Here is a 22,889-nt window from a genome sequence, read left to right as displayed (position 1 = left end):
TCCTAATCTACTTTAAGTATAGCCATAAATGCTTCTTGTGGAACCTCTACGCTTCCCACTTGTCTCATTCTCTTTTTACCTTCTTTTTGTTTCGACAATAATTTTTTCTTTCTTGAAATATCTCCACCATAGCATTTAGCTAAAACATCTTTTCTAAGTGCCTTTACAGTTTCTCTTGCGATTACCTTTGAGTTTATAGATGCTTGTATTGGTATTTCAAACATTTGTCTTGGTATAAGCTCTTTCAGTTTTTCAGCCATAATTCTTCCTCTATGGTAAGCTCTTTCCTCCGGAACAATCATAGACAGCGCATCTACTTTATCCCCTTTAAGTAAAATATCTAGTTTTACGAGCTGGGTCGTGGTATAATTCTTAAATTCATAATCAAAAGATGCATATCCTTTTGTTCTTGATTTTAAAGCATCGAAAAAGTCGTATACTATTTCATTAAGAGGCATGTCATAATTGAGCACTACTCTAGTGGTTTCTATATATTTCATATCAATATATACGCCTCTTTTTTCTTGACATAACTCCATAACCGATCCTAAATATTCTGATGGTGTTATGATAGACGCCTTAACTACTGGCTCTTCCATATAACTAATTTCTGTTGGTTCTGGAAGATTTGTAGGATTTGTTATTTCTATTAATTCTCCATTAGTTTTCATTACTTTATATATAACTGATGGAGCTGTCGTAATGATTTCTAAATTAAATTCTCTTTCTATTCTTTCTTGTATTATCTCCATATGAAGAAGGCCTAAGAATCCACATCTAAATCCAAAACCTAAAGCAATAGATGTCTCTGGTTCAAACCCTAACGCTGCATCATTTAACTGAAGCCTTTCTAGTGCCTCTTTTAATTCTCCATATCTAGCACCATCTACCGGATAAATACCACTAAACACCATAGGCACTGCTGGTTTATATCCCTTAAGTGGCTTAGACGCCGGCCTTGCTGCTTCTGTTATTGTATCTCCAACTCGTGCATCCCTAACATTTTTTATAGATGCTGTTATGTATCCAACATCCCCAGCCCTTAGCTGCGATACTGGAAGATAATTCGGAACAAATACTCCAACTTCTACTACATCATATATCTTATTAGTATTCATTAGTTTAATCTTTGTTCCTGTTTTAATAATTCCATCTTTGATTCTTACATAACATACAACACCTTTATAACTATCATATGAAGAATCAAAAATTAAAGCTTTGAGTGGTGCTTCTTCATCTCCACTAGGAGGCGAAATCTTTTTTACTACAGCTTCTAGAACATCTTCTATATTAAGCCCTGTTTTCGCCGAGATTAGCGGAGCATCCTGAGCTTCAATGCCTATTACGTCCTCAATTTCCTGAATTATCTCGCTTGGCCTTGCACTAGGAAGATCTATCTTGTTAATAACTGGTGCAATGTCAAGGTTGTTGTCCAGAGCAAGGTAGCAGTTTGCTAAAGTCTGAGCTTGAATCCCTTGTGATGCATCTACTACAAGCACTGCACCTTCACAAGCAGCTAAGCTCCTTGAAACCTCATAGTTAAAATCTACATGTCCTGGAGTATCTATAAGATTGAATATGTATTCTTCTCCATTCTCACTTTTGTAAACGAGCCTTGCTGGTTGAGATTTAATAGTAATACCTCTTTCTCTTTCAAGGTCCATATTATCAAGTACTTGTTCTTCCATTTCCCTTTTAGTTAAAGTACCTGTCTTTTCTAATAATCGATCTGCAAGAGTAGACTTGCCGTGGTCAATATGTGCAACTATCGAAAAGTTTCTTATGTATTTTTGTCTATTACTCTGCATTAATTTGTACCCCCGTTATTCTATATGAATCAAATCATTTGCTTTAGTTTAACATAAACATACTTTATCCTAAAGCATATTAGTTTTTATAAATTAAATTATATCATAAATATCTCTAGTTTTGTAAGCGTATTATGATTATACTTATTTCGCTTAATATATGCGTTTTTATATTATTTTGAAAAAATACCATTATATGTACTAATGAATTTTTTTTTCATCTTATCAAATATTTTATTATTCACATAAAAACCATAGTCCTTAGTCTCTATTCTAAAATCGACAGGTTTTAATTTTAAGTCTATTGTAAATTTCGACTTATTTCTCGCAAGTTCTGTCTTATTAATATTAACTTTGATGAATCCATAAATTAAAATAGAAAAACAAATAAAAATCACAAGAAAATATTTAATTCTACCCTTTTTAAGCATAAAAAGTGCCTCCTTACAATTGCCCTAAACAGATAACAATTACTAATTATTATCATCTCCCTAGTAAGGATGCACTTTTTAAAATAAATTATTCACTTTTTTCCATTTAATTGCTCTGCAATGATTCTTGATAAATACTTACCAGTATTTTTTACCTCTTGGACAGTATTCCTATCTGCGCCTACTTCAATTAGCAAAGCATTATCACTTTTATCTTGACTATAAAACCTAATTCCACGATGATAAGTAAAAATTGGGTCACCTTTTATAAGATTTGGGTATAATTTATTTGATATTCCTATCATGGAATTTATTAATTTCTTTTGTTTTGCGTATCTAGGGTTTCCATCTGTCACTACGAACATAAACTTAGCTACATTTTGCCCATTTATTTTAGTAGTTACTGCACCCTTATTCTGTACACTATCTCTATGTAAATCTATAATTAAATCGAATTTTTCATATTCCTTTAAATATCTGTCTAAAGTAACTCCAGATTTTTTGTATGAACTATTATAATCTCCTTTATCATGCACAGTTTTATCATGTATAACTGCAATTCCATATTTTTTTTCTAGTTCATCTTTTATTACATCACCTACAGCACAAACATTTCTTGTTTGATCCATACTATTTTCAATATTAGATTTATCATTATCTGATGTGCGATAAGCTTCACAGGTATGAGAATGATATATTAGCACTCTAGGCTTTGCATTATTTAAAGCCTTTTTCAAAGCAGGATTATCAAGGGGCGCTACCAGATTAGAATCTTTAGCTTCCGCTTCCGACTTACTTACCTGTTTATCTTCTAATTTAAAGGGATTAGGACTAAATTTTGAATTGCTTACATCAGCGCTAGCGTCATTATTATCCAAAAATGCAATTTCTTTCACTATTATAGATATAGGATTTAAAATATCTACTCCTAAAAATGATAATGCTGAAAGTTTCATGCTATTTTCACTGTTAGTATACTGCTGCTCTGTGTTTGAGGACTTAATTACTGCTAATGAATTATTAATAACATTAACATAAAAGTAATTTCTATATTTTCCTTCATTGTCCGCCTTAGCACTTTTAGGTAAAATGAGGCTTAATAAAAAAATAATGAGTAATATGAAAACACAAAAAAATATCCTCACATTACTATTTTTTTTAATAGCATATTTTGAAAAATTCATTTTTTTACTTAGCATATTCTTATATTTACCTTTAATTTCTATACCTTTGTAACTCATCTTTATCCCCCCCGCTTATACAATATATATGAGGGAATATATCAAGTTATTACTAGTTCAAATACTTATTTATGTCCTCTAAGTCTAATGCTGGTTGTAGCGCTATATTAATACCATTTGCAATAATTTTAGAAACTGAATTTATAACCATATCAATTTCTTTTGGTGTAACTACAAGGTTACCAACATATGGATTTAATATTTCAGCAATCATCTTTTGCTTTTCTACCTTATCAATTGACTTAAGCATATTGTAAAATTCTTTGCCTTCATTTGACGATTTAATCATTTCATCAAGTACTAAATCAATGGTATCATTCGCTAGTGTTGCCGCATCAACTACTGTTGGAATCCCAATAGCAATAACTGGCACTCCTAAGGTTTTTTCACTTATTTCCATCCTCCGATTCCCAATTCCAGCTCCTGGAGAAATACCAGTAGTCCCTATTTGTATAGTTCTATTCACCCTATCCATTTTTCTAGAAGCCAATGCATCAATGCAAATAACTAAATTAGGTTTGATTTTCTCCACTATGCCCCGGATAATTTCACCAGTTTCCATACCGGTTATTCCTAGTACTCCAGGGGATATGGCACATACTGGTCTTATCCCTTCATCTATAGAGTCGGGTACTAATTGTTTTAAATGCCTAGTCACCATTATTTTCGAAACAACTTTTGGTCCTACAGCATCAGGCGTAACATTCCAATTACCTAGTCCAACCACGAGTGCTGTCATACTATCCTCTAATTTTATTAGCGGAGCGAGCACCTCTCCCATTACAATGCTTACTCTGTCCATAGCATCACCATCATAGTGAACAAATTCTGGAATATCAATAGTTATATATGTACCTTTTGGTTTTCCCATCATTTCTTCCCCAATATCACTTACTATTTTCACATTAGTAATTTTAATATCACCCTTGTTATACTCTTCTACATCAACACCTGGCATCTCACCATTGTTTTCTGCCTTGTATATTTCTTTAGCTTCAACAGCTAAATCTGTTCTTACACTTATCATAATTTCACCTCAACTATATTTTTAATATTAGCTTTTCCTAATAGCCCTTTCCTATCCCTTCAAAAATATTTTTTTAGCCTTTTCACTTATTTAAAATGTGCCTTATATTAAAAATTATATATATAGATTAAATTTCACTTGAAGTGATTTAATTTTAATGCTATAATATCAGTTGAATAATTAAAAAGATTCGTACGCAGTTTTACCCAAGACTGCTGACATGTTATTAAATACGAGGGTGGTGAAATTAAATGGCAAATATTCAATCAGCAAAAAAAAGAATTAGAGTTACTGCAGTTAAAACACAAAGAAACACAATGATTAAATCTGCTTTAAAAACTAAGGTAAAGAAATTTGAGACAGCTGTCGTTACTGGCAATGTTGAAGAAGCTAAAGTTACATATGCAAGCGTGGTTAAAGCTTTAGATATGGCTGTAACAAAAGGAATACTTCACATAAACAAAGCGGCAAGAAGAAAATCTAGACTAGCAGCTAAGTTAAATGCTTTAAGTTTAACAGCATAATAAATAACCGGTGATTTACACCGGTTATTTGTTTTTTTTGTATAAGATATTTAAAAGAATAATAATTCAAAGGTAGACAGTCTTAGAAATGATATTAAATCGTCATATACGAAGCTGTAATGTTACATAACAGTTTTTATCATAAAAATTTCAATATTTAGCTTATCGTCAGTAGACGCACTTTTTAAGATTTTTTCTGTATCGACACATAGTTCAATATTTCTCTTTAGTGCCTTTATTGTAAACTTCATACACTGCGAGATCATTTTCTCACAAATATACGGATGAAGCTTTAATTCACTCGCCAAAATTTCTTTTGTTTTCCCGCTATCAATGCCTAATTTAAGATTAAATAAAAGATTGAATTGTCGTCCTAGCATAAATAAGATAAGTGGTATCTTCTCTCCTTTGTATATAAGTTCATTTAAAACGTCTAGAGCTTTCTTAATATTTTTCTGAGACAAATAATCAACTAAATTAAAAATATCATTTTCACTCTTTTGAGGCATCATCTCCAAAATATCTTCTTTAGTAATTTCTCTTCCCTGCGTAAATGAAACTAATTTCTCTATTTCATTTAATATTATATCCATGTTATTGTCTACCTGGCCACAGAATAAAGTAAGTTCTGATCTCCCAATTTTCGTTCCAGCGTTTTCAAATAAATTCTTGCACTTTTTTTGAAGCGATTCCCCCCTTAATTTATCAACTTTTATGACACATGATTTTTTATCTAGTTTTTTTATTTTATTGCTTGGTTTTTCTCTGTCACTTAAAAACACATAATATATGACTAAAATGCAATGTGGTGAAGGGTTTTTCAAATATTCGCCTAGTATAGCGAAATTTTTGCTTTTTATATCTCCCGAATTTTTACTTCCACCACTATCATCTAAAAATGAAGCCCTGTATACAACCACAACCTTTTTATCACTCATAAACGGCATGGTTTCACAAGCATCAATAATTGTCTCAAAATCAATTTTGCTACCATCAAATTTCGAGTAATTCAAATCCATGAAATCCTTACTTAATACATTATCGGTTATAAAATCAACATGATTTTTTATTAGTTTTTCATCCGCTCCGCAAAATATATAACAATTATCTAGTTCATGTTTCTTGATTTTTTTCTCAAGTTCTGTAAAGTTAATCAAAATATTTCCTCCAACCCCTGTGAAAATTTTAATGTTCTGTTTCCTATAATTACATATTTATTTATTATTGTACCTGGCAATGTGTATGTTTCATCCTTTTTTAGCTTTACAATACATTTAAATGGTATAATTTCTTCACCGATATTATTAGATGATGCATTATCATTAAATACCGCCCTATCGGGTTCTATATTTGTGTTTTTCACAAAACACACTTGTGCTTCTAATTTATTACCATTACCAATTAGCCTAATTGCATACCTCTGTGAAAGTCTGATAGTTGAATCTCCCGTGTAACCCTTAAAAACTTTATCTACCTTCACAGGCACTTTTAAATCCTTCACATTAATATTGCCTGTAGTCACCGCAATTGTAGTTTTTTTATATTGTAATAAAACTATATCATTCTTATTTATATTTATATAGCTAATCTCAGGAAAAACCTTATAATTTTGAAAAGCAAAAATAAAAACAATGCAAATTGGAACATACTTAAATTGCCCATAACCTTTTTTAATTCCAACATAGCACAGATATAGTCCAAATACAACTAAACTCTCTATATAAGAGAAGTAAATTATTTCTGGTAATAATATACCTAGCATTTTTTGAATAAATTCTATAATCATTAAAACAGTATATAGTCCGTAGTTTACTAAATTGAACAATTGATAAATGGGGCTAAGTACTAAACCCATATTCCCCAGTACCACAACTATCGTATAGAATGGCAATAACAATAAGTTACTAAAAAGGAATCCTAAACTAAAAGTTTTAAGGGCTCCAATTGCATAAGGCATAGAAAATATTTGGGAACTTAGACTTAAACTAAAAGATTCGTTTAAAGCAGATGGTAATTTGTATAGCACCTTTTTCATTTTCTTATTATATACTATAATTCCCAGAACACAAAGGAATGAGAGCATAAAGCCTATATCAAGAATATAAAAAGGTCTAATTATTAATAGTATAATTGCCGCTAGGCTAAGAGAAGATAAGCTATCATATTTTTTATAAACCATACTTGATATTTTCAATATAAAAATCATTATAAATGCTCTTATTGTAGATGCTTGACCTCCCGTAAATATCATATATCCAAAAGAAAATAATAAAGCTATTTTATAACCCATAATAATTTCTAAAGCCTTATATACTATTGACATGTGTAGTCCTGATACACTTATAACATGACTGATACCTAATTTTTTAAAATCTTCTTTTTGCGTTTTTTCTATGTACCCACTGTCTCCAAAACATACTGCCATAACTAAAGCAGATTTTTCTTTTCCTAATACTTCTGAAAATTTTTCATATAAGCCTCTTCTAAAACTTTCAATTTTCGATATTAAATCTTCATTACAAATCTTATAATTTTTAACTGTATATGTTCCAACGATGCCTCTTTCATACACTGCCAATTTTCGAAAATTACCATTTATCCAAAAACTTCTTCCCTGCGTTAACTCAAAGATATCGCCTTCCAAAACAATTTTCTTATTATCATATTTTGCAGTGCAATAATATGTACTTTTTTCTGAAATCCTCACTTTTAACTTTTGCTTACTTGGTAGATTAGTATTAAAATAAGAATAATAATTTATAGTTCCAATAATAAAAAAGCAAACTACTATATAAAAAAACTTTTTATATATAGTAAAAAACATTATAGCTAAAAAGGATGCAGCTATAACTGCACCTAAAATAGGATTATTTATTAAAATCAAACAAGTAAGGCATCCCATCAATATTGTTATTGCATAATACACTAAAGGTCTAACCATAATAAACTATTCTACTTGAAAATTTATCTATTAAAAAGAACATATAAATTTGTTCCATATTTTTTTGTTTCCTTATAATCTAAGCATTATTAAAAATATACTTTCAAGCATTTTCACACCTCCATAACCTTTATTTTGTCCAATAAATATTCATACTAATCAGCTTGTTCTTATTTATTTGAATAGATTAGTATAGTATAAATATACTTTTTAATAGTAAATAGAAGACTTTAGAATAAATATCTAAAGTCTCCTTAATTTTAAATGCTTAATTTAGTTTTTTTATACTAACATTCAAAACCCTTATAACAATTTTAGAAATCGCATCTATTACGGTTTCTTCTATGATGTCTCTTATTGCAATTTATTACAACAGTATTGCAACAACAATCATCTCTGTCACAATCATTCCTGCCACAATCATCAGCTAGTAATAATAATATTATCCACCAACAACACATATATATTCCCCCCCTCTCCGAAGGCAAATATTTTTGTTTAAAGTCATTTTTCCTAAGTTCCTACCATTAATGCTTCTTTTGTTGTTATATAATATTATGCTTATTACAAAAAGGTTCCACTTAAATCATCTTCGAAGCTGAAATGTCATTAACGATAAAAAAATAACAGAATTTTTCATCTGTTATTTCAACAATTACTTCACCTTATTAATTTGTTATTTTTAGACTCTCCAATTTGAATTTCTCCATCTGAATAAATATACATTCCTTGCCCTTCTCTTTCATCATTTTGCCACTGCCCTATATATTTTTCTCCCTGGGCCCAAGTATGAATTCCTTCTCCATGCCTAAGTCCATTCTTTAAGTCACCTACATATGTGTCTCCATCTGGCCATGTACAAATACCTTGACCACATTTTTCACCATTTTCCCAAAATCCTATGTATTTTTCACCATCAGGCCATGTATATATTCCATATCCATGTTTTTCATCATTACTCCACTCTCCTATATATTTTTCTCCACCTGAAAAAGCCAGTGTACCTTGGCCATGCATTTGATCATTTTTCCAAAGGCCTACATATTTACTTCCATCGCTATAACTAAAAGTGCCTTCGCCATGTTTCTTACCATCAACTCTTCCTCCTTCATAGGTTCCCCCATGAATATGTTGTGTTTTTGCAATTATAACATTATTTATTCTAATTTTATTTAAATTAGCTTTACTTAATTTTATGTTTTTCATATTCAAATCGCTCCTTTACTTATGTACTTATAATAATGCATATGCATTATCTTCTATATACTATACCATATTCTTTTTAAAATTATGCAATAATTTTCTACAAAACAAAACCTATAGGAATTAATTCCTATAGGTAATTTTTCTTAGATAATATTATCTTTGAAATCCTCTATTGTTTTGTTGTTTTTTAGCTCTTCTACAATCAGGACATCTTTGTGGTTCATTTTCGAATCCTTTTTCTTTATAAAATTCCTGTTCACCCTCAGTGAATACGAATTCTTGTGAACAATCTTTACATACTATAGTCTTATCAGCCATTTAAACATTTCTCCTTTTTAATTATATTAAGATTTAAGATCTGATTTACTTTATATGCCTAAAAAGGTAATGTTTTAATCATATCAAATATCTTGTTGTTGTTGATTTTGCAATCCCAACTCATTAAGAATAACATATATTTTGTTAATATGCAATGTTTTTTTAACACTTTTTAAAATACTAAATATTTATTGACTAGCATTTCGAGCTATTGTTAAATTAATTGTTCCCTTAACAAAATCGATAGCTTGCAGTTTACTATGCCCCTTATGTTTTATTTCCTGTTCTTCTTTTATTGCTATTGCTTTATATGGATATTCTTTCTCATTGTTTTCTACAACTTCTATTACGTAACCCCTATATTCTTCCATACTCCACCTCTTATTATTTATTTAAAATTTTGTTCATAATTATATATTTCACATATATTATTTGAAACTAAACAGTAATTTTTTTAAAACTTCCTTAACATTAACATTTGTTCGTAAAATTTAAATCTAGTTATAATTTTTCTTTTTTATCCTCCTATTCTAATGTCATTATAACACATTTTGAATAATTTGAATATTCTTTTATTAATATTATTATTCAACTTCTAACGACATTCACCTTCGCAGAAGATTATCTAATCCTCCTTTCTATGTTTCTTTTTTACTACTTTAAGTCTAAAAAAGTCTTCTCTTTCTTTTTCTTCTAAAACTTCTGTAACAAATTTGACCATTTCCTTAAATTTAGGGATTTGTATATTTTGAAGTGCATTTGCTCTCTTTTGAGTTTTTTTTATTTCCATGGCTAATCTGTAGACAGCATTTTCTACTTCTGCCAGCTCATAGGTTAAATATTTCACGTTATTAAACTCTTTCATAGACTCATCAATAGCCGCACTGCTTCTATAAAATCCATACTTTGGTTCTATTTCTTTTCTTTCAAAAATAATTTTAGGAACTTCTACACCCATAACACTTTTAAATAAAATTTTATAGTCTTTAGCTTCGCCTATGGTCATAGCTACGTCTTCTATTTCTATTATTCCTGAATTTATATTTGCAGATTCTAGCGCTTTATATGCCTTTGAAAAAGTTATATTTACCTCATCTTGAAGTTCGCGCGCCTTAGATACATAAGACATCATTTCTCTTATAAGTACATTTCTCTTTTTATCTAATAGTTCAAAGCCTTTTTCAGAAAAGTCCAAGGAATTTTTAGCAGCCATTAATGTAGATTTAGTTGGTGCAAATGTTTCCATATTACTCCACCACTATTTTGTAATATTTTTCTAAAATCTTAGGTGAAACCCTATCCAACTCATTACTCGGCAATATGCTAAGAACTTCCCAAGCTAAATCTAAAGTTTCTGTCATATCTCTATTTTCATCATACTCCTGTTTTAAAAACTTTTCTTCAAATGCTCTACCAAAATCCATATATATCTTATCTATTTCTGAAAGCTCATCTTCTCCTATAACTTGAGCTAGTGCTATTACATCCTGAACCCTAGAGTAGGCTGCAAATATTTGATTTGATACATCTCCATGATCTTCCCTTGTAAAGCCTTCGCCAATGCCATCTTTCATAAGTCTCGACAGGGAAGGAAGGATGTTTACTGGCGGATAAAAGCCTCTTTGCTCTATTCCGCGACTTAAAACAATTTGCCCTTCGGTTATGAACCCTGTAAGATCTGGTACTGGATGCGTTATGTCATCATTAGGCATAGTTAATATAGGTATTTGTGTTATACTACCCTTTCTCCCTTTCATCATTCCAGCCCTCTCATACAGTGACGCTAGATCCGAATATAAATATCCTGGATAACCTTTTCTACTTGGAACTTCTTCTTTTAAGGAAGAAAGTTCTCTTAACGCTTCACAATAATTAGTCATATCTGTAAGTATTACAAGTACATGCATGTCCTCTTCAAATGCTAAGTATTCTGCAGCAGTCAATGCACATCTTGGAGTTATTATTCTCTCAACAATAGGATCGTCTGCTAGATTCGTAAACATAACCACCTTTTCAAGCACCCCCGCTTCTTCAAAACTTTTCTTAAAGAAGTTAGAATCATCATACTTTATGCCCATAGCTCCAAACACTATACAAAATTTTTCATCAACCTCATCAGAAATTTTTGCTTGCCTTACAATTTGTGCTGCCAGTTCATTATGCGCCATACCATTTCCAGAAAATATAGGAAGCTTTTGCCCTCTTATTAATGTAGCAAGACAGTCTATAGATGATATTCCTGTTTGTATATAGTTTCTAGGGTATTTTCTAGCTACAGGATTCATAGGCCTTCCATTTATATCGTATTTTTTTGAAGAATAAACTTCGCCACCATTATCTCTAGGATCGCCTATCCCGTTAAATTCTCTTCCCAATATATCCTTTGTAAGAGCTATTTTAAAAGATTCCCCTCTAAAATGAACTGATGTATTGTTGACAGACATACCAGTTGTTGTTTCAAAAACTTGTATTATAGCCTTGTCTTTATAAATTTGAACAACCTTTCCTTTTTTGTTATACTTTCCATCCACCACTATATCAACGATTTCATCATATGCTACATCTTCAACACTGGAAAGTATAATTAAAGGCCCTTGAATTTTATTTAACATTAAATATTCTTTTTTCATATTGGACCTCCCTGCTAGTCTCTATAATGTAGATAATAATCATTATCTATATTTTTCTATAATTCCATCGAAATAATTTACTAATTCACTTTCTAAATCATCTATTATCGAAAGTTCATCATTGGGTACATTGTATTTCATTTTATAAAGCTTTTCCATTAATTCTTTGTTTATTATAACAGAAATTGGTATTCCAAATTTCACAGCCCTGCTTGCATTATCATAAAACGATTCTATAGCTTTAAGCATCTTATATTGTTTGTTTAAAGGTGCATAAGTATCTACAGTATTATAGGCATTTTGTTGCAAAAATGATATTTTAAGGCATTTGGAAACCTCTATAATTAACCTTTGCGCGTCCGGCAGCACATCTTCACCTACCAATTTAACTATCTCCAGAAGCTTATTTTCTTCATATAAAAGTTTAAGCATCTTTGCTCTTAAGTCCATTACGTCTCCCGCCACGTTTTCCTCATACCATTCCTTTAAAAGTGATAAATAGCCACTATAACTAGCTAACCAGTTTATTGCTGGATAGTGCCTTGCATAAGCTAATTTTTTATCAAGTCCTAAAAAAACAGAAACGAATCTTTTAGTATTTTGAGTAACAGGTTCTGAGAAGTCTCCTCCCGCAGGCGACACTGCCCCAATTACAGTAACAGAACCCTCTGTATTATTTAAGTTTTCTACATAACCCGCTCTTTCATAAAACTCTGCAATTCTTGATGGGAGATAGGCTGGATAACCTTCCTCAGCGGGCATCTCTTCAAGTCTTCCAGATATTTCACGTAAGGCTTCTGCCCATCTCGAAGTAGAATCCGCCATTATAGCAACGTGATATCCCATATCCCTAAAATATTCCGCTATAGTTATTCCTGTATAAATACTTGCTTCTCTTGCAGCTACGGGCATGTTTGATGTATTAGCTATAAGCACTGTCCTATTCATAAGTGGTAAATCCGTTCTAGGATCTATAAGTTTCGGGAACTCTTCTAGAACTTCTGTCATTTCATTTCCTCTTTCTCCGCAACCAATGTATACTATAATATCTGCATCAGACCACTTTGCAAGCTGATGTTGGGTTATAGTCTTTCCAGTACCGAACCCCCCAGGGATAGCGCAAGTTCCTCCTTTAGCCAAAGGGAAGAATATATCTATTATTCTTTGGCCCGTGATAAGTGGTTTAAAAATAGTTTTTTTATCTTTTACCGGTCTTGGCGTTCTGCAAGGCCAATATTGATAAAGTTTAAGTTCATAATTTTCCGCGCCTTGCTTTAATTTAGCCACTGTGGTTTCTATATTGTATTTTCCATTTTCGCATGCCCAGGTTACAGTTCCAAAAACCCCTGGCGGAACCATTATCTTATGCATAATGGATGCAGTTTCTTGAACATTTGCGTATATTTGTCCTTCTTTCAATTCATCTCCAAGCTTTACGATAATGTCTACATCCCAAAGTTTTTCTTCATCAAGAGAAATGAGACCTATACCCTCTGGTAAAAATCCATAAGACATTTCATTTATCTTTTCTAGTGGCCTCTCAATTCCATCAAATATATTTCCGAGTATTCCTGGCCCTAATTTAAGAGAAAGAGGACTCCCAGTAGAAATTACAGGTTCACCTATCTTAAGCCCGCTAGTTTCTTCATAAACCTGAATAGTTGCAAAGTCTTCTTCTATTATTATTATTTCACCTATGAGCTTCCTCGCGCCCACCATAACCATTTCTCTCATTTTGAAGCCCTTCATGTGTTCAGCTTTTATAACTGGACCATTTACTCCGATTATGTTTCCTTCCATGTTATTCCTCCCCTTTTTAGGCCAGCATTTCCATAACTCTAACACCAATTGTTTCCTTACTATCTTGTAATGCAGCATATATACTATTATTTATAATAAATGTTCCTTCGAAATCTTTTAGTATATGTCCACCTATAAAGTCTTTTTCTGAAATTTTCACTTCAAAATTATCATCACAGTACTCCTTTAGTATAAGTCCAATTTCACTTTGAAATTTTTCGTAATCCCTTTTTAGCACTATAATATAGTAGTTTCCTTTATCCATCGCATTTAAAGTGTTTTTAAGGTTACTTATGAAATACGGTTTATATTCCTCACAACTAACAAATTGTACAAGCTTTACCCGAACATTTTCTATAGCATCACTAATCAACTTATCCTTAAGAAACAACACTTCTCTTTGTTTATTAAGCCTTTCTTTTGCTACTATTCCATTTGCTTTAATATTAGTTTTTTTTGTAACTTCCCTTTGGATGCTCCGTCTAAGCTCTTCTATCTTTTCTTTTTCTATATTGATTTTTTTTTCAGCCTCGAAACTGAATGTTTCTAATTTTTCTTCTTTTTCTTTATTTACCTTGTCATATATTATCTTAGAAAATAAATTTATCTTATCTTCAATTGTGGTCATAACTAACCCTCCTGCGAATTCTTATGCTCCTATTATACTTGTATAATTATTATATCTTAATCCCTATAGCCTCTTTAACGTATCTTAATATAGAGTCACTACCACGGTTCCATCCGTGCCTATCTGGAATTTCCACCAAAAGGGGTCTTTCTCTTGACAATTTTATGACGCTTACCTCGTCTGGTATTAAAATAGCAATTTTCTCTGTTATTATTATTATTCCTATTCCCTGATTCTTTTTTAATTCTTTTATTTTTTCTAATATTTTTTCTTTTTCATGAAGAACAACGCCTTCTATTCCTGCCATTTTCATCCCTACAAAAGTATCCACATTATCACTTACTAAATAACTTGTCATAATCCTCTCTCCTAAGAAATTATAATTTCGAAAGTATCATTATTGATATAATAAGTCCGTATATAGCAATACCTTCTCCAAGACCAACAAAGATAAGCGTTTTTCCTAGTATCTTAGGATCTTCTGATACCGCACCTAATGCTGAAGAACCAACTGCCCCTACAGCATAGCCTGCGCCAATAGTTGCAAGTCCTGTGGAAAGCCCAGCTGCTAAATACCCAAGTCCAGCAGCCGGGTTCACTTCAACTGTTCCCGCTGCGCGTGCTACGCTTGGAATATTCACGATCAAAGCTCCCATCATAACTGGTATAAATACACCTAAATTTATTTTTAGCGCTTTTTTTACCTTTTTCCTCCCCAAAACATCTATTTTACTTTGAGAAACGACTCCATACGTAATAGTAACTATAACAACACAAAATGTTAACATTAATAAAATAGTCATAATTCTTATTCCTCCTTCTAATATCTAGTGCATTAACTTCCATTAACTTTTCACACAGAATACATATTTATATATATGTTACTTAATTTCAATCTGCACAGGTTCAAAAGCAATCCCTGCCCCTTCATAATACTTACTGAATAATTCATAATACTCAAGTCTTAACCCTTGTATAAATACGATTAACCCTTCAAGGCATATAATTATTACATTTCCAATTATTAATATTAGCACTGAAGCAAATCCACTCTTAGTCATAGAAGCCATAGCAGAAAATGCAACAAACAAGCCCACATGATTTAATGCAAATGCACCTACTCTTATGAATGAAAGTGTATTAGAAAACATAGATAACAATGTTTCTATTACCTCAAAACCTGATTCTATAAAATAATCCTTAGTTCCAGATTCAAATAATATTTTTTTACCTTTAATAATATTCGCAAGCGGCTCCTTTAGTAATATCAGTAATAAAAAGAAAAGAAAATATATCATCCAAATAGCTTTCGGTAATAATGGCTTTTTATAGATTATAGATACTATTAGTATTAAAGCTCCAATATAGAACATAAAACCTGCTAGTCCTTCTTTTCCAAAAAGTCCACGTTCTATATCTTTCCTTCTTAAACTATTAGTAATCCCTAATATAAAGCCTAAAATTAAGAAACCACATCCAAATATTATAGCTCCAATTAACATATCGTTAATATCTTCCATCGGTCTAATTAGCAATTCATTAATTACTCTTTCAGAACCAAATACACTCCCATATAGAAATCCAAATATTATAGAACTTACCCCCAGGGTTTCAAAAATCCCGCCTATATTACTTCTACCTGACTTACTTTTCAGCATAACTCCTGCTAAAAGCAATACTAATCCTTGTCCTGCATCACCAAACATAGCACCAAACATTAGAGTATAAGTTATTGCCAAAAACCTAGTAGGATCGATTTCATCATAGCTAGGAACACCATACATGAAAAGCAAACTCTCAAATGGTTTAAACAATTTGTTGTTTATAAGCATTGTTGGTGGAGTTATAGCTTTATTAGTTCTCTCATTAGGCTCTTTTTTAATAATTAATATTCTATCATCAAAACTCAAAAGTAACTTATCAATGCTCTCCATAAAACTTTTAGGTATCCAACCAGAAAGATAAAAAAATTCATTTGTGCACGCCGCACTCTTTTTAATTTCTCCAGACTTTTGCTCCAATTCATAACTATTTTCTATATTTTTTATAGTTTTGTAATTTTCCTTTAGAAAATCACTAAGTTCCATTTTAATTTTCGTTGTAGATTCTTGCACTTGATATATTTCCGCACGAACAACCACCGCCACGTCCCTTGGAATGCCTATGTAATGATTAGGCACTAGAATTCTTTCGCAATTTGCCGATTTAAAAATTCTTTCCGTTTCTGTTAGCAAAAGCATTGGAGTAAATGCTATAAATGTAACAAAATCTTTTTCCTTATAGACAGTTTCTATTACTGATGGAATATTTTCATAATTGGCTTTTAGTTTAACCATGTTTTGCTCTGGCACTTTATATAAATCCATTTGGAAATTTTTCATAGCAGTAATCTCTTCCATAGGAATAGATACATCATTTAAAAATCCTAAGGCCTCATATGTGTTTTTAAGGTATTGCTCCTTTTGTTTTAAATCCTCAAATTCTTTGTTTAAAACCATATATTTATCATATACTTCCGCTAGCTTATTCTCTATGGTATCAAAATCAAAAATCATCTCTTTAATGTATTCGCAACTTATATCAACAGTATTTTGAGCCATTGCAAGCTTTTCAACATGTTTTAAACTTATATTATATTCTTTATCATATAAGTAAGGTCTTATATAGTTTACATCCATTAAAGCCTCTATATTGCCTTCTGAAGTTTTTAATACAAAATCTGACGAGTTTATTTCTTGCAAAGCACTTACTGGCTGCATGCAGCCTTCTAGTGCTAATAATTTAGTTAATTTATCAAAATCGGACATTTCACCTACTAAATTAACCATATGCATTTTTTCTATAGACACAAAATCACCTCCTGCTTTTTTCTGGGGTATATAATCATTTATAATGTGACAGAAACATAATTTATACCTTCATTCATATCCATATCGTATCTTTTTTGTTCTACTATAGATATAATATCTTTTATTTCAATCCTATAAAACGCAAGATAACTCATAGCCATGCTAATATTTGTTTTATTTTCTCTAAGATTTTTTTTGAAATATTTTTTTTGAAATTCACGTTGTCGTTTTTCAATGGAATTAAAATCATCTTTTTCATATATATGTGCATATGGTGTTTTTTCTATTACCTTATAAAATTCTTTCATATTATTTATATAACAAAGCTTTCTAATATTTTCCTTTGAAAGTTTATACCCCTTATATATGGTATAGTTAAATAGCTCCTCAGAAGGTATATTGTAAAAAGTCTTTCCTCTATATATCCACCCTAAATTTAAAAGATCTGCTTCCAATCCTAATATACTGTGTACCACTTCTTTATTCTCATTGTCCAAATGCTTGAGTTCGCGTCGTACAGACATAAAATAAACAAAATCAAGTTCTGTTTCAATCCTAAACAAACCTTTTTCACTGATGCCCCTAGCTAAATTTTTTAGACTTTTATAATATATGCTCCCTTTTAGTCCATCTATTACCTCTTCTGTATTTTTTAAGGCTAATAAATAATCATAATTTATTGTATTTAAAGAACTTCTTGCAATTAGCTTGTTTTCTATTTCGTCTTTACTGCGGCCTAAATATTTGCCTCTAATAATTATTTTTAAATCTTCTACTTCCCATCTTACAAAAAAAACTTTTATAAGCTTCCTGTATTCACCATCAAAATAATTTATAAATTTGCTATAAATACTTGTATAGTATCTATTTAAAATAATCTCTAAATTACCCCTATGTATTTTCTCTAAGTTGTATTCTCCTAAAAGCTCCCCATAGCTCGTATCCTCTTTTAATACTTTAACAGTACTTTTAAAATCTTTACACTTTAGTAATTTCAAATATTGATCTCCGCTTATCATCTTTCCCATCATTGCCTTTACTTTAGAATTAATAGCACTAAACTTAACAACATTTCCCATATATTCCCACTCCTATAATAGCGTTAAATACTTCATCTACTATTTTTAATTTATTGTTTTGATATTTTTTATTAATATTTTTTAATACTTTTTCTTTTTCTTTTCTTATGATTTCAGCTTTAAACTCCGCCTCCATCATCTTTTCATTACTTATAGTATTCTTAATGTTTTTAGATTCTTCTTGAAAGCTAACCTTCATATCCTTTATTATATTTTCAAATTCATCTTGTTTTTCTTTTAACATTTCATCAATGCCCTTCCTATAGCTTTCAGCATCTTTGTCTATACTCATTATTTTATTAGTTATAAATTCCAAAACATCACCCCCAATATTTATAAATAATACTTGTTTTTATATTTTCTCATAATTTGGAATGTTGACTATATTCTCATTATATTACCTTTAATGCATAATGTCGAAAGCGATTTTGGGCATAATATAAGCCTTCGATAAGGGATCTGAGCTTTATTACAATATATACCACACAAAGCTAACGCTACCTATGTTTATCTCTTGCCCCCTACATAAAAACCATGACAGTTTCTTAAATAATTTTTCTTTATATTACCTAATGTATGTAGTATACTTATATATTATGGCTAAATACGCTAATGAAGGAGGATATTTATGAAAGATAACATAAAAGAAATTGAAGATAGCATATTAAGCTATCTGTATGAAAATAGAACCGCATCCCCACAAAGCATTGCAAAAATAAAACTTGCGCTTAATCTAGGTAATGGTAAAGGTGATATTAGGGTTTTGAAATCTTCTCTTGAATCTTTAATGAAAAAAAGGCTTATAACTAAACAAGCGGTTAGAGGAAATTATAAAATTGAACTTACCGGAATAGAATTTATTGAAGAGAATTAAAAAAAAGAGTTATAAACTCTTTTTTTTATGGAATACAATATAAAAAGCGGCTCAGATAGCATAAAACTATGTATCTAAGCCGCAATATGTCTATTTAATTATGAAACATGTGTAAATTGAATTCATTAGTTGTATTAATACTACAACATAGTTTTAACTCGGCAGGCACACTATCACCTACCCCCCTGTATGTTATTAATTTTAGCATATTTCACCGATATATTCAATATCAATGTGCATAATCTTGTCGAATTGTTTAATCCTACACTCCATGCTTTAAATCTCCCTCGTTCATCTGTATATTGTATCCTTAGTTCATATAAATATACAAATATCCCATATAAACTTTATTAGTTTAACGACATTTCAGCGACCCAGGAGATGATTTAATTACTTTATGTCTATCTTATCTATAAATTTACTTAAGGTTTTTTCTCCAATACCGCCCACTTTTGTTATCTCTTCTACAGACTTAAATCCTCCATTTTGCTGCCTATATTCAATTATAACATCAGCTTTAGCATCCCCTATTCCTGTAAGAGTCTTTAGTTCTTCTTTACTAGCAGTGTTTATGTTAATAATAGCGCTCTTTTCAGTGCTACCCGAGCTTGAAATCGCAGAATCGTTAGAATTGCTCTTTAGCGTAGTATTCAGAGGCGTTTGTGTTTTGTTTACCTCACCCTTTTTACAAATCACAATACAATCTTCATCATTTAGTTTTGCAGAAAGATTTGTCGCATCAAGGTCTGCATCACTAGTTCCCCCACCTGCTAGTTTTATAAGATCGGTAACTCTACTTCCTTTTTTTATATCATAAACACCAGGATCTTTTACAGCACCTTTTATATCCACTTTTATATTACTATCTTCTACTTTTTCATTACTACCTTCTACTTTTGTATTACTACCTTCTACTTTATTTGATCCAGCTGCAATAACACCCTCTGCATCTTTTTTTTCTGAAGTTTTATCAGTTTCTACAAATATATCCTTATAATCCGAAGCATTAACATTTTCTTTTGGACTTGACAATTTGTAGCCAGCAATTATAAATGCAATACTTATGCATAAAATAACTATAGAACCAATTATTTTCTCTTTATTTTTCATAATATCTCCTCGTTAACCTCCTAGAGCACAGGACACTTGCTAATTATTTTGCCATCCTATATAAAATTATTGACAAGTTTACGTAAATACTATCGCTAAGAAAGATTTTTTTTGATATACTATAAATGTTGAAAAACTTGGAGGTAACCTATGAAAAAATTAATCACAATAGCACTTGCATCATTTTTTTTATTTTTTAATACGGCCCCAACAGTTAAAGCACTATTAAAACCGCCAGTGGTGTCTGCTGATAGTGTGGTTTTAATGGATGCCACTACTGGTAAACTACTTTATGAGAAAAATAAAGATTCTGCTTACCCACCAGCTTCTACCACAAAGATAATGACTATACTTCTCGTCTTAGAAAACTCTAATTTAAACGATGTGGTAACTGTAAGTAAAAACGCAGAGATGACTGATGGTTCAAAAATATATCTCCTTAAAGACGAAAAAGTTTCTGTAAAAGAATTGTTATACGGATTAATATTAGCCTCTGCTAATGACTGTGCCGTAGCTTTAGCAGAACATATAAGTGGTTCCACAGGAAAATTTGCAAAGCTTATGAATGAAAAGGCAGAATCTCTAGGTTGTAAAAACACTAATTTTGTCAATCCAAATGGGCTATATGACGTAAATCATAAAACTTCAGCCTATGATTTATCCCTAATTATGCAAGAGCTAACTAAGCATCCCGAGTACAATATGATTTCAACAACGCCTTCATATAAAATGGCAGCAACAAATAAATCCAAGGAAAAACGTCCTCTTTGGAATGAGAATAGACTAATACAAAAGAATGACCCACACTACTATAAAGGCTGTGAAGGTGGAAAAACAGGATATACTATCCAATCACAGCATTCCTTTATTGCCGTAGCTAGTAGAAATGGTCAAAAGCTTATAGTATCTCTTGTACATGACTCTGAAAAGACATTTTTTCCAGACAGTAAAAAATTATTGGATTATGGCTTTGATAATTTTGAACTCTCTAAACAATTTAATAAGAATGATAAAGTATCAAATTTAACTTTAGATGACGGTACGAATGTTCCGCTACTTGCTTCAACTGATCTTTATATTGTTAAATCTAAAAATCCAACTTTAACTCCAACTATTAAAACTGAGGGAAAAAAAATAGGCCTTTCGCCAATTAAGAAAGGTGTTCTAATAAGTAATGCTACAATTACTTATGGTAAAGATTCTTATTCTTTAGATTTGACTAGTGGAATAGATTATGCTAAAAAGCACGTTCAAACCCCTTCACTCTCAACAAACACAATAAATGCACTAAAATATCTTGCACTTGCTTTAGCACTATTGTTATTTGTTATAATATCAAAAAAAAGGAAAATAGGAAAAAGGAGAAACATAATAGAGTATATTCCCAGACACTTTAAATAGTAAAACATAACATATAAAAAAGCACCAAGTATAAACTATTAATCTAGTTTATACTTGGTGCTTTTTTATATGTCACTTTCAGTTTTAAGTTTACTTACCAAATTCGCTATATCATCTGGAAGTTTTGATTTAAGTATAAGCTTCTCACCAGTTCTTGGATGCGGAATAATTAATTTATAAGCGTGAAGTGCCTGCCTATCAATATAGTGGCTTTCGCACTCTCCATAAAGGCTATCTCCATAAAGTGGATGACCGATATGACTTAAATGAACACGAATTTGATGTGTTCTACCAGTTTCCAAAGTTACTTTTAACAAATCACCATTTTCAAAAGAATCAATAACTTCATAATGAGTTATACTTCTTTGTCCATCTGCCCAAACTTCTCTCCTTGCACTTTCTTCATCGGGGTTTCCAATAGGCAAATCAATAGTACCTGTCTTATTTTCCATATTGCCATGTACAACAGCCATATAACTCTTCTCGAAAGTTTTGCTATGCATGTCGCTTTCCTGCATATCTCTTACCTGCAAATCACTGCTATGCATATCTCTAGCTAATGCCATATGTGAAAATTGATTTTTTGCAATTATTATAAGACCTGAAGTATCCCTGTCTAATCTACTTACGAGTCTAACAATGCATTTTTCATCTCTTTCCTTAAAATAATACAAAACTCCATTGGCAAGAGTACCACTGGGATAACCCCGAGTTGGGTGAACTACTATTCCCGGGCTCTTATTTACAACAATAAGGTCTATATCATCATATACCACATCTATATCCATCTTCTCAGGCTCAATATTTTGATGTTCGTCTTTTTTCATATCAATTTCTATTTTATCCTCTGAATTTATTCTAAGATTCAACTTAGCTACTTGATTGTTTACCCTTATTTTCCCACTAAGCCCTGAGCTTTTTATAAATCTGCCAGATAAATTTTCTGTGTACTTTAAATAATCTCTTATCTTTACGTCAACGATGTTTGCTCCAACTACATATGTTAATTTATCATTACTCAA

The 22,889-nt window shown here is 31.1% G+C and carries 24 protein-coding genes; 3 read left to right on the top strand and 21 right to left on the bottom strand.

Translation table 11 applies throughout. The features are described 5' to 3' along the window. Positions 1-2: 2 nt before the first annotated feature. From lepA to gpr, 4 genes are all read right to left on the bottom strand, one after another. The gene (gene lepA / locus ACWJKP_RS07500; protein ID WP_165413729.1) at positions 3-1,808 is read right to left on the bottom strand and encodes a translation elongation factor 4; all 1,806 of its coding nucleotides are present in this window, start codon (positions 1,806-1,808) and stop codon (positions 3-5) included. 173 nt (positions 1,809-1,981) lie between these two features. Then, positions 1,982-2,239 (bottom strand): hypothetical protein, encoded by a 258-nt coding sequence (locus tag ACWJKP_RS07495; protein WP_462961476.1) that lies wholly within the window; start codon positions 2,237-2,239, stop codon positions 1,982-1,984. Positions 2,240-2,331: 92 nt separating this feature from the next. After that, complete coding sequence (locus ACWJKP_RS07490; RefSeq protein ID WP_224578996.1) at positions 2,332-3,480, bottom strand: stage II sporulation protein P; 1,149 nt, start codon at positions 3,478-3,480, stop codon at positions 2,332-2,334. A gap of 52 nt (positions 3,481-3,532) precedes the next feature. Further along, entirely contained in the window at positions 3,533-4,507 is a 975-nt protein-coding gene (gpr, locus tag ACWJKP_RS07485) for a GPR endopeptidase (RefSeq protein ID WP_165413727.1), read from the bottom strand. A gap of 251 nt (positions 4,508-4,758) precedes the next feature. Here gpr and rpsT point away from each other — a divergent pair, with 251 nt between their 5' ends. After that, on the top strand, positions 4,759-5,031 hold the full coding sequence (rpsT, locus tag ACWJKP_RS07480; RefSeq protein WP_165413726.1) for a 30S ribosomal protein S20: 273 nt from the start codon (positions 4,759-4,761) through the stop codon (positions 5,029-5,031). A 122-nt stretch (positions 5,032-5,153) separates the two neighbouring features. Here rpsT and holA read toward each other — a convergent pair whose 3' ends face one another. The 15 genes from holA to ACWJKP_RS07405 all read right to left on the bottom strand — a co-directional run bounded on the left by holA (position 5,154) and on the right by ACWJKP_RS07405 (position 18,798). Beyond that, the gene (gene holA, locus ACWJKP_RS07475; protein WP_165413725.1) at positions 5,154-6,188 is read right to left on the bottom strand and encodes a DNA polymerase III subunit delta; all 1,035 of its coding nucleotides are present in this window, start codon (positions 6,186-6,188) and stop codon (positions 5,154-5,156) included. Next, positions 6,185-7,972 (bottom strand): ComEC/Rec2 family competence protein, encoded by a 1,788-nt coding sequence (locus tag ACWJKP_RS07470; RefSeq protein WP_462961475.1) that lies wholly within the window; start codon positions 7,970-7,972, stop codon positions 6,185-6,187. The genes holA and ACWJKP_RS07470 overlap by 4 nt, the downstream gene beginning before the upstream one ends. Positions 7,973-8,286: 314 nt before the next feature. Beyond that, positions 8,287-8,433 carry a hypothetical protein gene (locus ACWJKP_RS07465; protein ID WP_165413723.1) on the bottom strand — a complete coding sequence of 49 codons (147 nt, stop codon included), beginning with the start codon at positions 8,431-8,433 and terminating at the stop codon, positions 8,287-8,289. A 199-nt stretch (positions 8,434-8,632) separates the two neighbouring features. Further along, entirely contained in the window at positions 8,633-9,178 is a 546-nt protein-coding gene (locus ACWJKP_RS07460) for an MORN repeat-containing protein (protein ID WP_165413722.1), read from the bottom strand. Positions 9,179-9,331: 153 nt separating this feature from the next. Next, entirely contained in the window at positions 9,332-9,496 is a 165-nt protein-coding gene (locus ACWJKP_RS07455; RefSeq protein ID WP_165413721.1) for a zinc-ribbon domain-containing protein, read from the bottom strand. A gap of 188 nt (positions 9,497-9,684) precedes the next feature. Further along, positions 9,685-9,867: a hypothetical protein gene (locus tag ACWJKP_RS07450; protein WP_165413720.1), complete on the bottom strand. Its 183-nt coding sequence runs from the start codon at positions 9,865-9,867 to the stop codon at positions 9,685-9,687. A 254-nt stretch (positions 9,868-10,121) separates the two neighbouring features. Continuing rightward, the gene (locus ACWJKP_RS07445; RefSeq protein WP_165413719.1) at positions 10,122-10,742 is read right to left on the bottom strand and encodes a V-type ATP synthase subunit D; all 621 of its coding nucleotides are present in this window, start codon (positions 10,740-10,742) and stop codon (positions 10,122-10,124) included. A gap of 1 nt (position 10,743) precedes the next feature. Then, complete coding sequence (locus ACWJKP_RS07440; protein WP_165413718.1) at positions 10,744-12,126, bottom strand: V-type ATP synthase subunit B; 1,383 nt, start codon at positions 12,124-12,126, stop codon at positions 10,744-10,746. Between the two features lie 42 nt (positions 12,127-12,168). After that, complete coding sequence (locus ACWJKP_RS07435; RefSeq protein ID WP_165413717.1) at positions 12,169-13,926, bottom strand: V-type ATP synthase subunit A; 1,758 nt, start codon at positions 13,924-13,926, stop codon at positions 12,169-12,171. 16 nt (positions 13,927-13,942) lie between these two features. After that, entirely contained in the window at positions 13,943-14,554 is a 612-nt protein-coding gene (locus tag ACWJKP_RS07430; RefSeq protein ID WP_165413716.1) for a V-type ATP synthase subunit E, read from the bottom strand. 49 nt (positions 14,555-14,603) lie between these two features. After that, positions 14,604-14,912: a V-type ATP synthase subunit F gene (locus ACWJKP_RS07425; protein WP_165413715.1), complete on the bottom strand. Its 309-nt coding sequence runs from the start codon at positions 14,910-14,912 to the stop codon at positions 14,604-14,606. A 19-nt stretch (positions 14,913-14,931) separates the two neighbouring features. Next, positions 14,932-15,357, bottom strand: coding sequence for an ATP synthase subunit C (locus ACWJKP_RS07420; RefSeq protein WP_165413714.1), 426 nt, complete (start codon positions 15,355-15,357; stop codon positions 14,932-14,934). A gap of 78 nt (positions 15,358-15,435) precedes the next feature. Continuing rightward, positions 15,436-17,403 (bottom strand): V-type ATP synthase subunit I, encoded by a 1,968-nt coding sequence (locus tag ACWJKP_RS07415; RefSeq protein ID WP_462961474.1) that lies wholly within the window; start codon positions 17,401-17,403, stop codon positions 15,436-15,438. Positions 17,404-17,441: 38 nt separating this feature from the next. Continuing rightward, positions 17,442-18,482, bottom strand: a complete 1,041-nt coding sequence (locus tag ACWJKP_RS07410; protein WP_165413712.1) for a V-type ATPase subunit — start codon at positions 18,480-18,482, stop codon at positions 17,442-17,444. Continuing rightward, complete coding sequence (locus tag ACWJKP_RS07405; RefSeq protein ID WP_165413711.1) at positions 18,466-18,798, bottom strand: hypothetical protein; 333 nt, start codon at positions 18,796-18,798, stop codon at positions 18,466-18,468. The genes ACWJKP_RS07410 and ACWJKP_RS07405 overlap by 17 nt, the downstream gene beginning before the upstream one ends. A 312-nt stretch (positions 18,799-19,110) precedes the next feature. Between ACWJKP_RS07405 and ACWJKP_RS07400 the strand changes: the two genes are divergently transcribed. Beyond that, on the top strand, positions 19,111-19,356 hold the full coding sequence (locus ACWJKP_RS07400; protein WP_165413710.1) for a hypothetical protein: 246 nt from the start codon (positions 19,111-19,113) through the stop codon (positions 19,354-19,356). Positions 19,357-19,746: 390 nt separating this feature from the next. On the opposite strand, the gene ACWJKP_RS07395 is transcribed toward ACWJKP_RS07400, so the two are convergent. Then, positions 19,747-20,466 carry a helix-hairpin-helix domain-containing protein gene (locus ACWJKP_RS07395; RefSeq protein ID WP_165413709.1) on the bottom strand — a complete coding sequence of 240 codons (720 nt, stop codon included), beginning with the start codon at positions 20,464-20,466 and terminating at the stop codon, positions 19,747-19,749. 150 nt (positions 20,467-20,616) lie between these two features. On the opposite strand from ACWJKP_RS07395, the gene ACWJKP_RS07390 reads away from it, so the two are divergent. Beyond that, positions 20,617-21,867, top strand: coding sequence for a D-alanyl-D-alanine carboxypeptidase family protein (locus ACWJKP_RS07390; protein WP_165413708.1), 1,251 nt, complete (start codon positions 20,617-20,619; stop codon positions 21,865-21,867). Between the two features lie 65 nt (positions 21,868-21,932). Here ACWJKP_RS07390 and ACWJKP_RS07385 read toward each other — a convergent pair whose 3' ends face one another. Continuing rightward, on the bottom strand, positions 21,933-22,889 hold the full coding sequence (locus ACWJKP_RS07385) for an RluA family pseudouridine synthase (RefSeq protein WP_165413707.1): 957 nt from the start codon (positions 22,887-22,889) through the stop codon (positions 21,933-21,935).

The sequence above is a fragment of the Clostridium sp. CM037 genome (genome assembly GCF_055081095.1).
The sequence above is the reverse complement of the archived record's forward strand: the minus strand, read 5'-3'. Positions and strand labels throughout refer to the sequence as shown.

Coding starts and splice junctions, on each gene's coding strand:
- ACWJKP_RS07390 (WP_165413708.1), top strand. CDS start 20,617: ATGAAAAAATTAATCACAATAGCACTTGCATCATTTTTTTTATTTTTT.
- ACWJKP_RS07435 (WP_165413717.1), bottom strand. CDS start 13,926: ATGGAAGGAAACATAATCGGAGTAAATGGTCCAGTTATAAAAGCTGAA.
- ACWJKP_RS07465 (WP_165413723.1), bottom strand. CDS start 8,433: ATGTGTTGTTGGTGGATAATATTATTATTACTAGCTGATGATTGTGGC.
- ACWJKP_RS07455 (WP_165413721.1), bottom strand. CDS start 9,496: ATGGCTGATAAGACTATAGTATGTAAAGATTGTTCACAAGAATTCGTA.
- ACWJKP_RS07445 (WP_165413719.1), bottom strand. CDS start 10,742: ATGGAAACATTTGCACCAACTAAATCTACATTAATGGCTGCTAAAAAT.
- ACWJKP_RS07460 (WP_165413722.1), bottom strand. CDS start 9,178: ATGAAAAACATAAAATTAAGTAAAGCTAATTTAAATAAAATTAGAATA.
- ACWJKP_RS07420 (WP_165413714.1), bottom strand. CDS start 15,357: ATGACTATTTTATTAATGTTAACATTTTGTGTTGTTATAGTTACTATT.
- ACWJKP_RS07410 (WP_165413712.1), bottom strand. CDS start 18,482: ATGGGAAATGTTGTTAAGTTTAGTGCTATTAATTCTAAAGTAAAGGCA.
- ACWJKP_RS07425 (WP_165413715.1), bottom strand. CDS start 14,912: ATGACAAGTTATTTAGTAAGTGATAATGTGGATACTTTTGTAGGGATG.
- gpr (WP_165413727.1), bottom strand. CDS start 4,507: ATGATAAGTGTAAGAACAGATTTAGCTGTTGAAGCTAAAGAAATATAC.
- ACWJKP_RS07450 (WP_165413720.1), bottom strand. CDS start 9,867: ATGGAAGAATATAGGGGTTACGTAATAGAAGTTGTAGAAAACAATGAG.
- ACWJKP_RS07440 (WP_165413718.1), bottom strand. CDS start 12,126: ATGAAAAAAGAATATTTAATGTTAAATAAAATTCAAGGGCCTTTAATT.
- ACWJKP_RS07395 (WP_165413709.1), bottom strand. CDS start 20,466: ATGAAAAATAAAGAGAAAATAATTGGTTCTATAGTTATTTTATGCATA.
- lepA (WP_165413729.1), bottom strand. CDS start 1,808: ATGCAGAGTAATAGACAAAAATACATAAGAAACTTTTCGATAGTTGCA.
- ACWJKP_RS07430 (WP_165413716.1), bottom strand. CDS start 14,554: ATGACCACAATTGAAGATAAGATAAATTTATTTTCTAAGATAATATAT.
- ACWJKP_RS07470 (WP_462961475.1), bottom strand. CDS start 7,972: ATGGTTAGACCTTTAGTGTATTATGCAATAACAATATTGATGGGATGC.
- ACWJKP_RS07495 (WP_462961476.1), bottom strand. CDS start 2,239: ATGCTTAAAAAGGGTAGAATTAAATATTTTCTTGTGATTTTTATTTGT.
- rpsT (WP_165413726.1), top strand. CDS start 4,759: ATGGCAAATATTCAATCAGCAAAAAAAAGAATTAGAGTTACTGCAGTT.
- ACWJKP_RS07490 (WP_224578996.1), bottom strand. CDS start 3,480: ATGAGTTACAAAGGTATAGAAATTAAAGGTAAATATAAGAATATGCTA.
- ACWJKP_RS07400 (WP_165413710.1), top strand. CDS start 19,111: ATGAAAGATAACATAAAAGAAATTGAAGATAGCATATTAAGCTATCTG.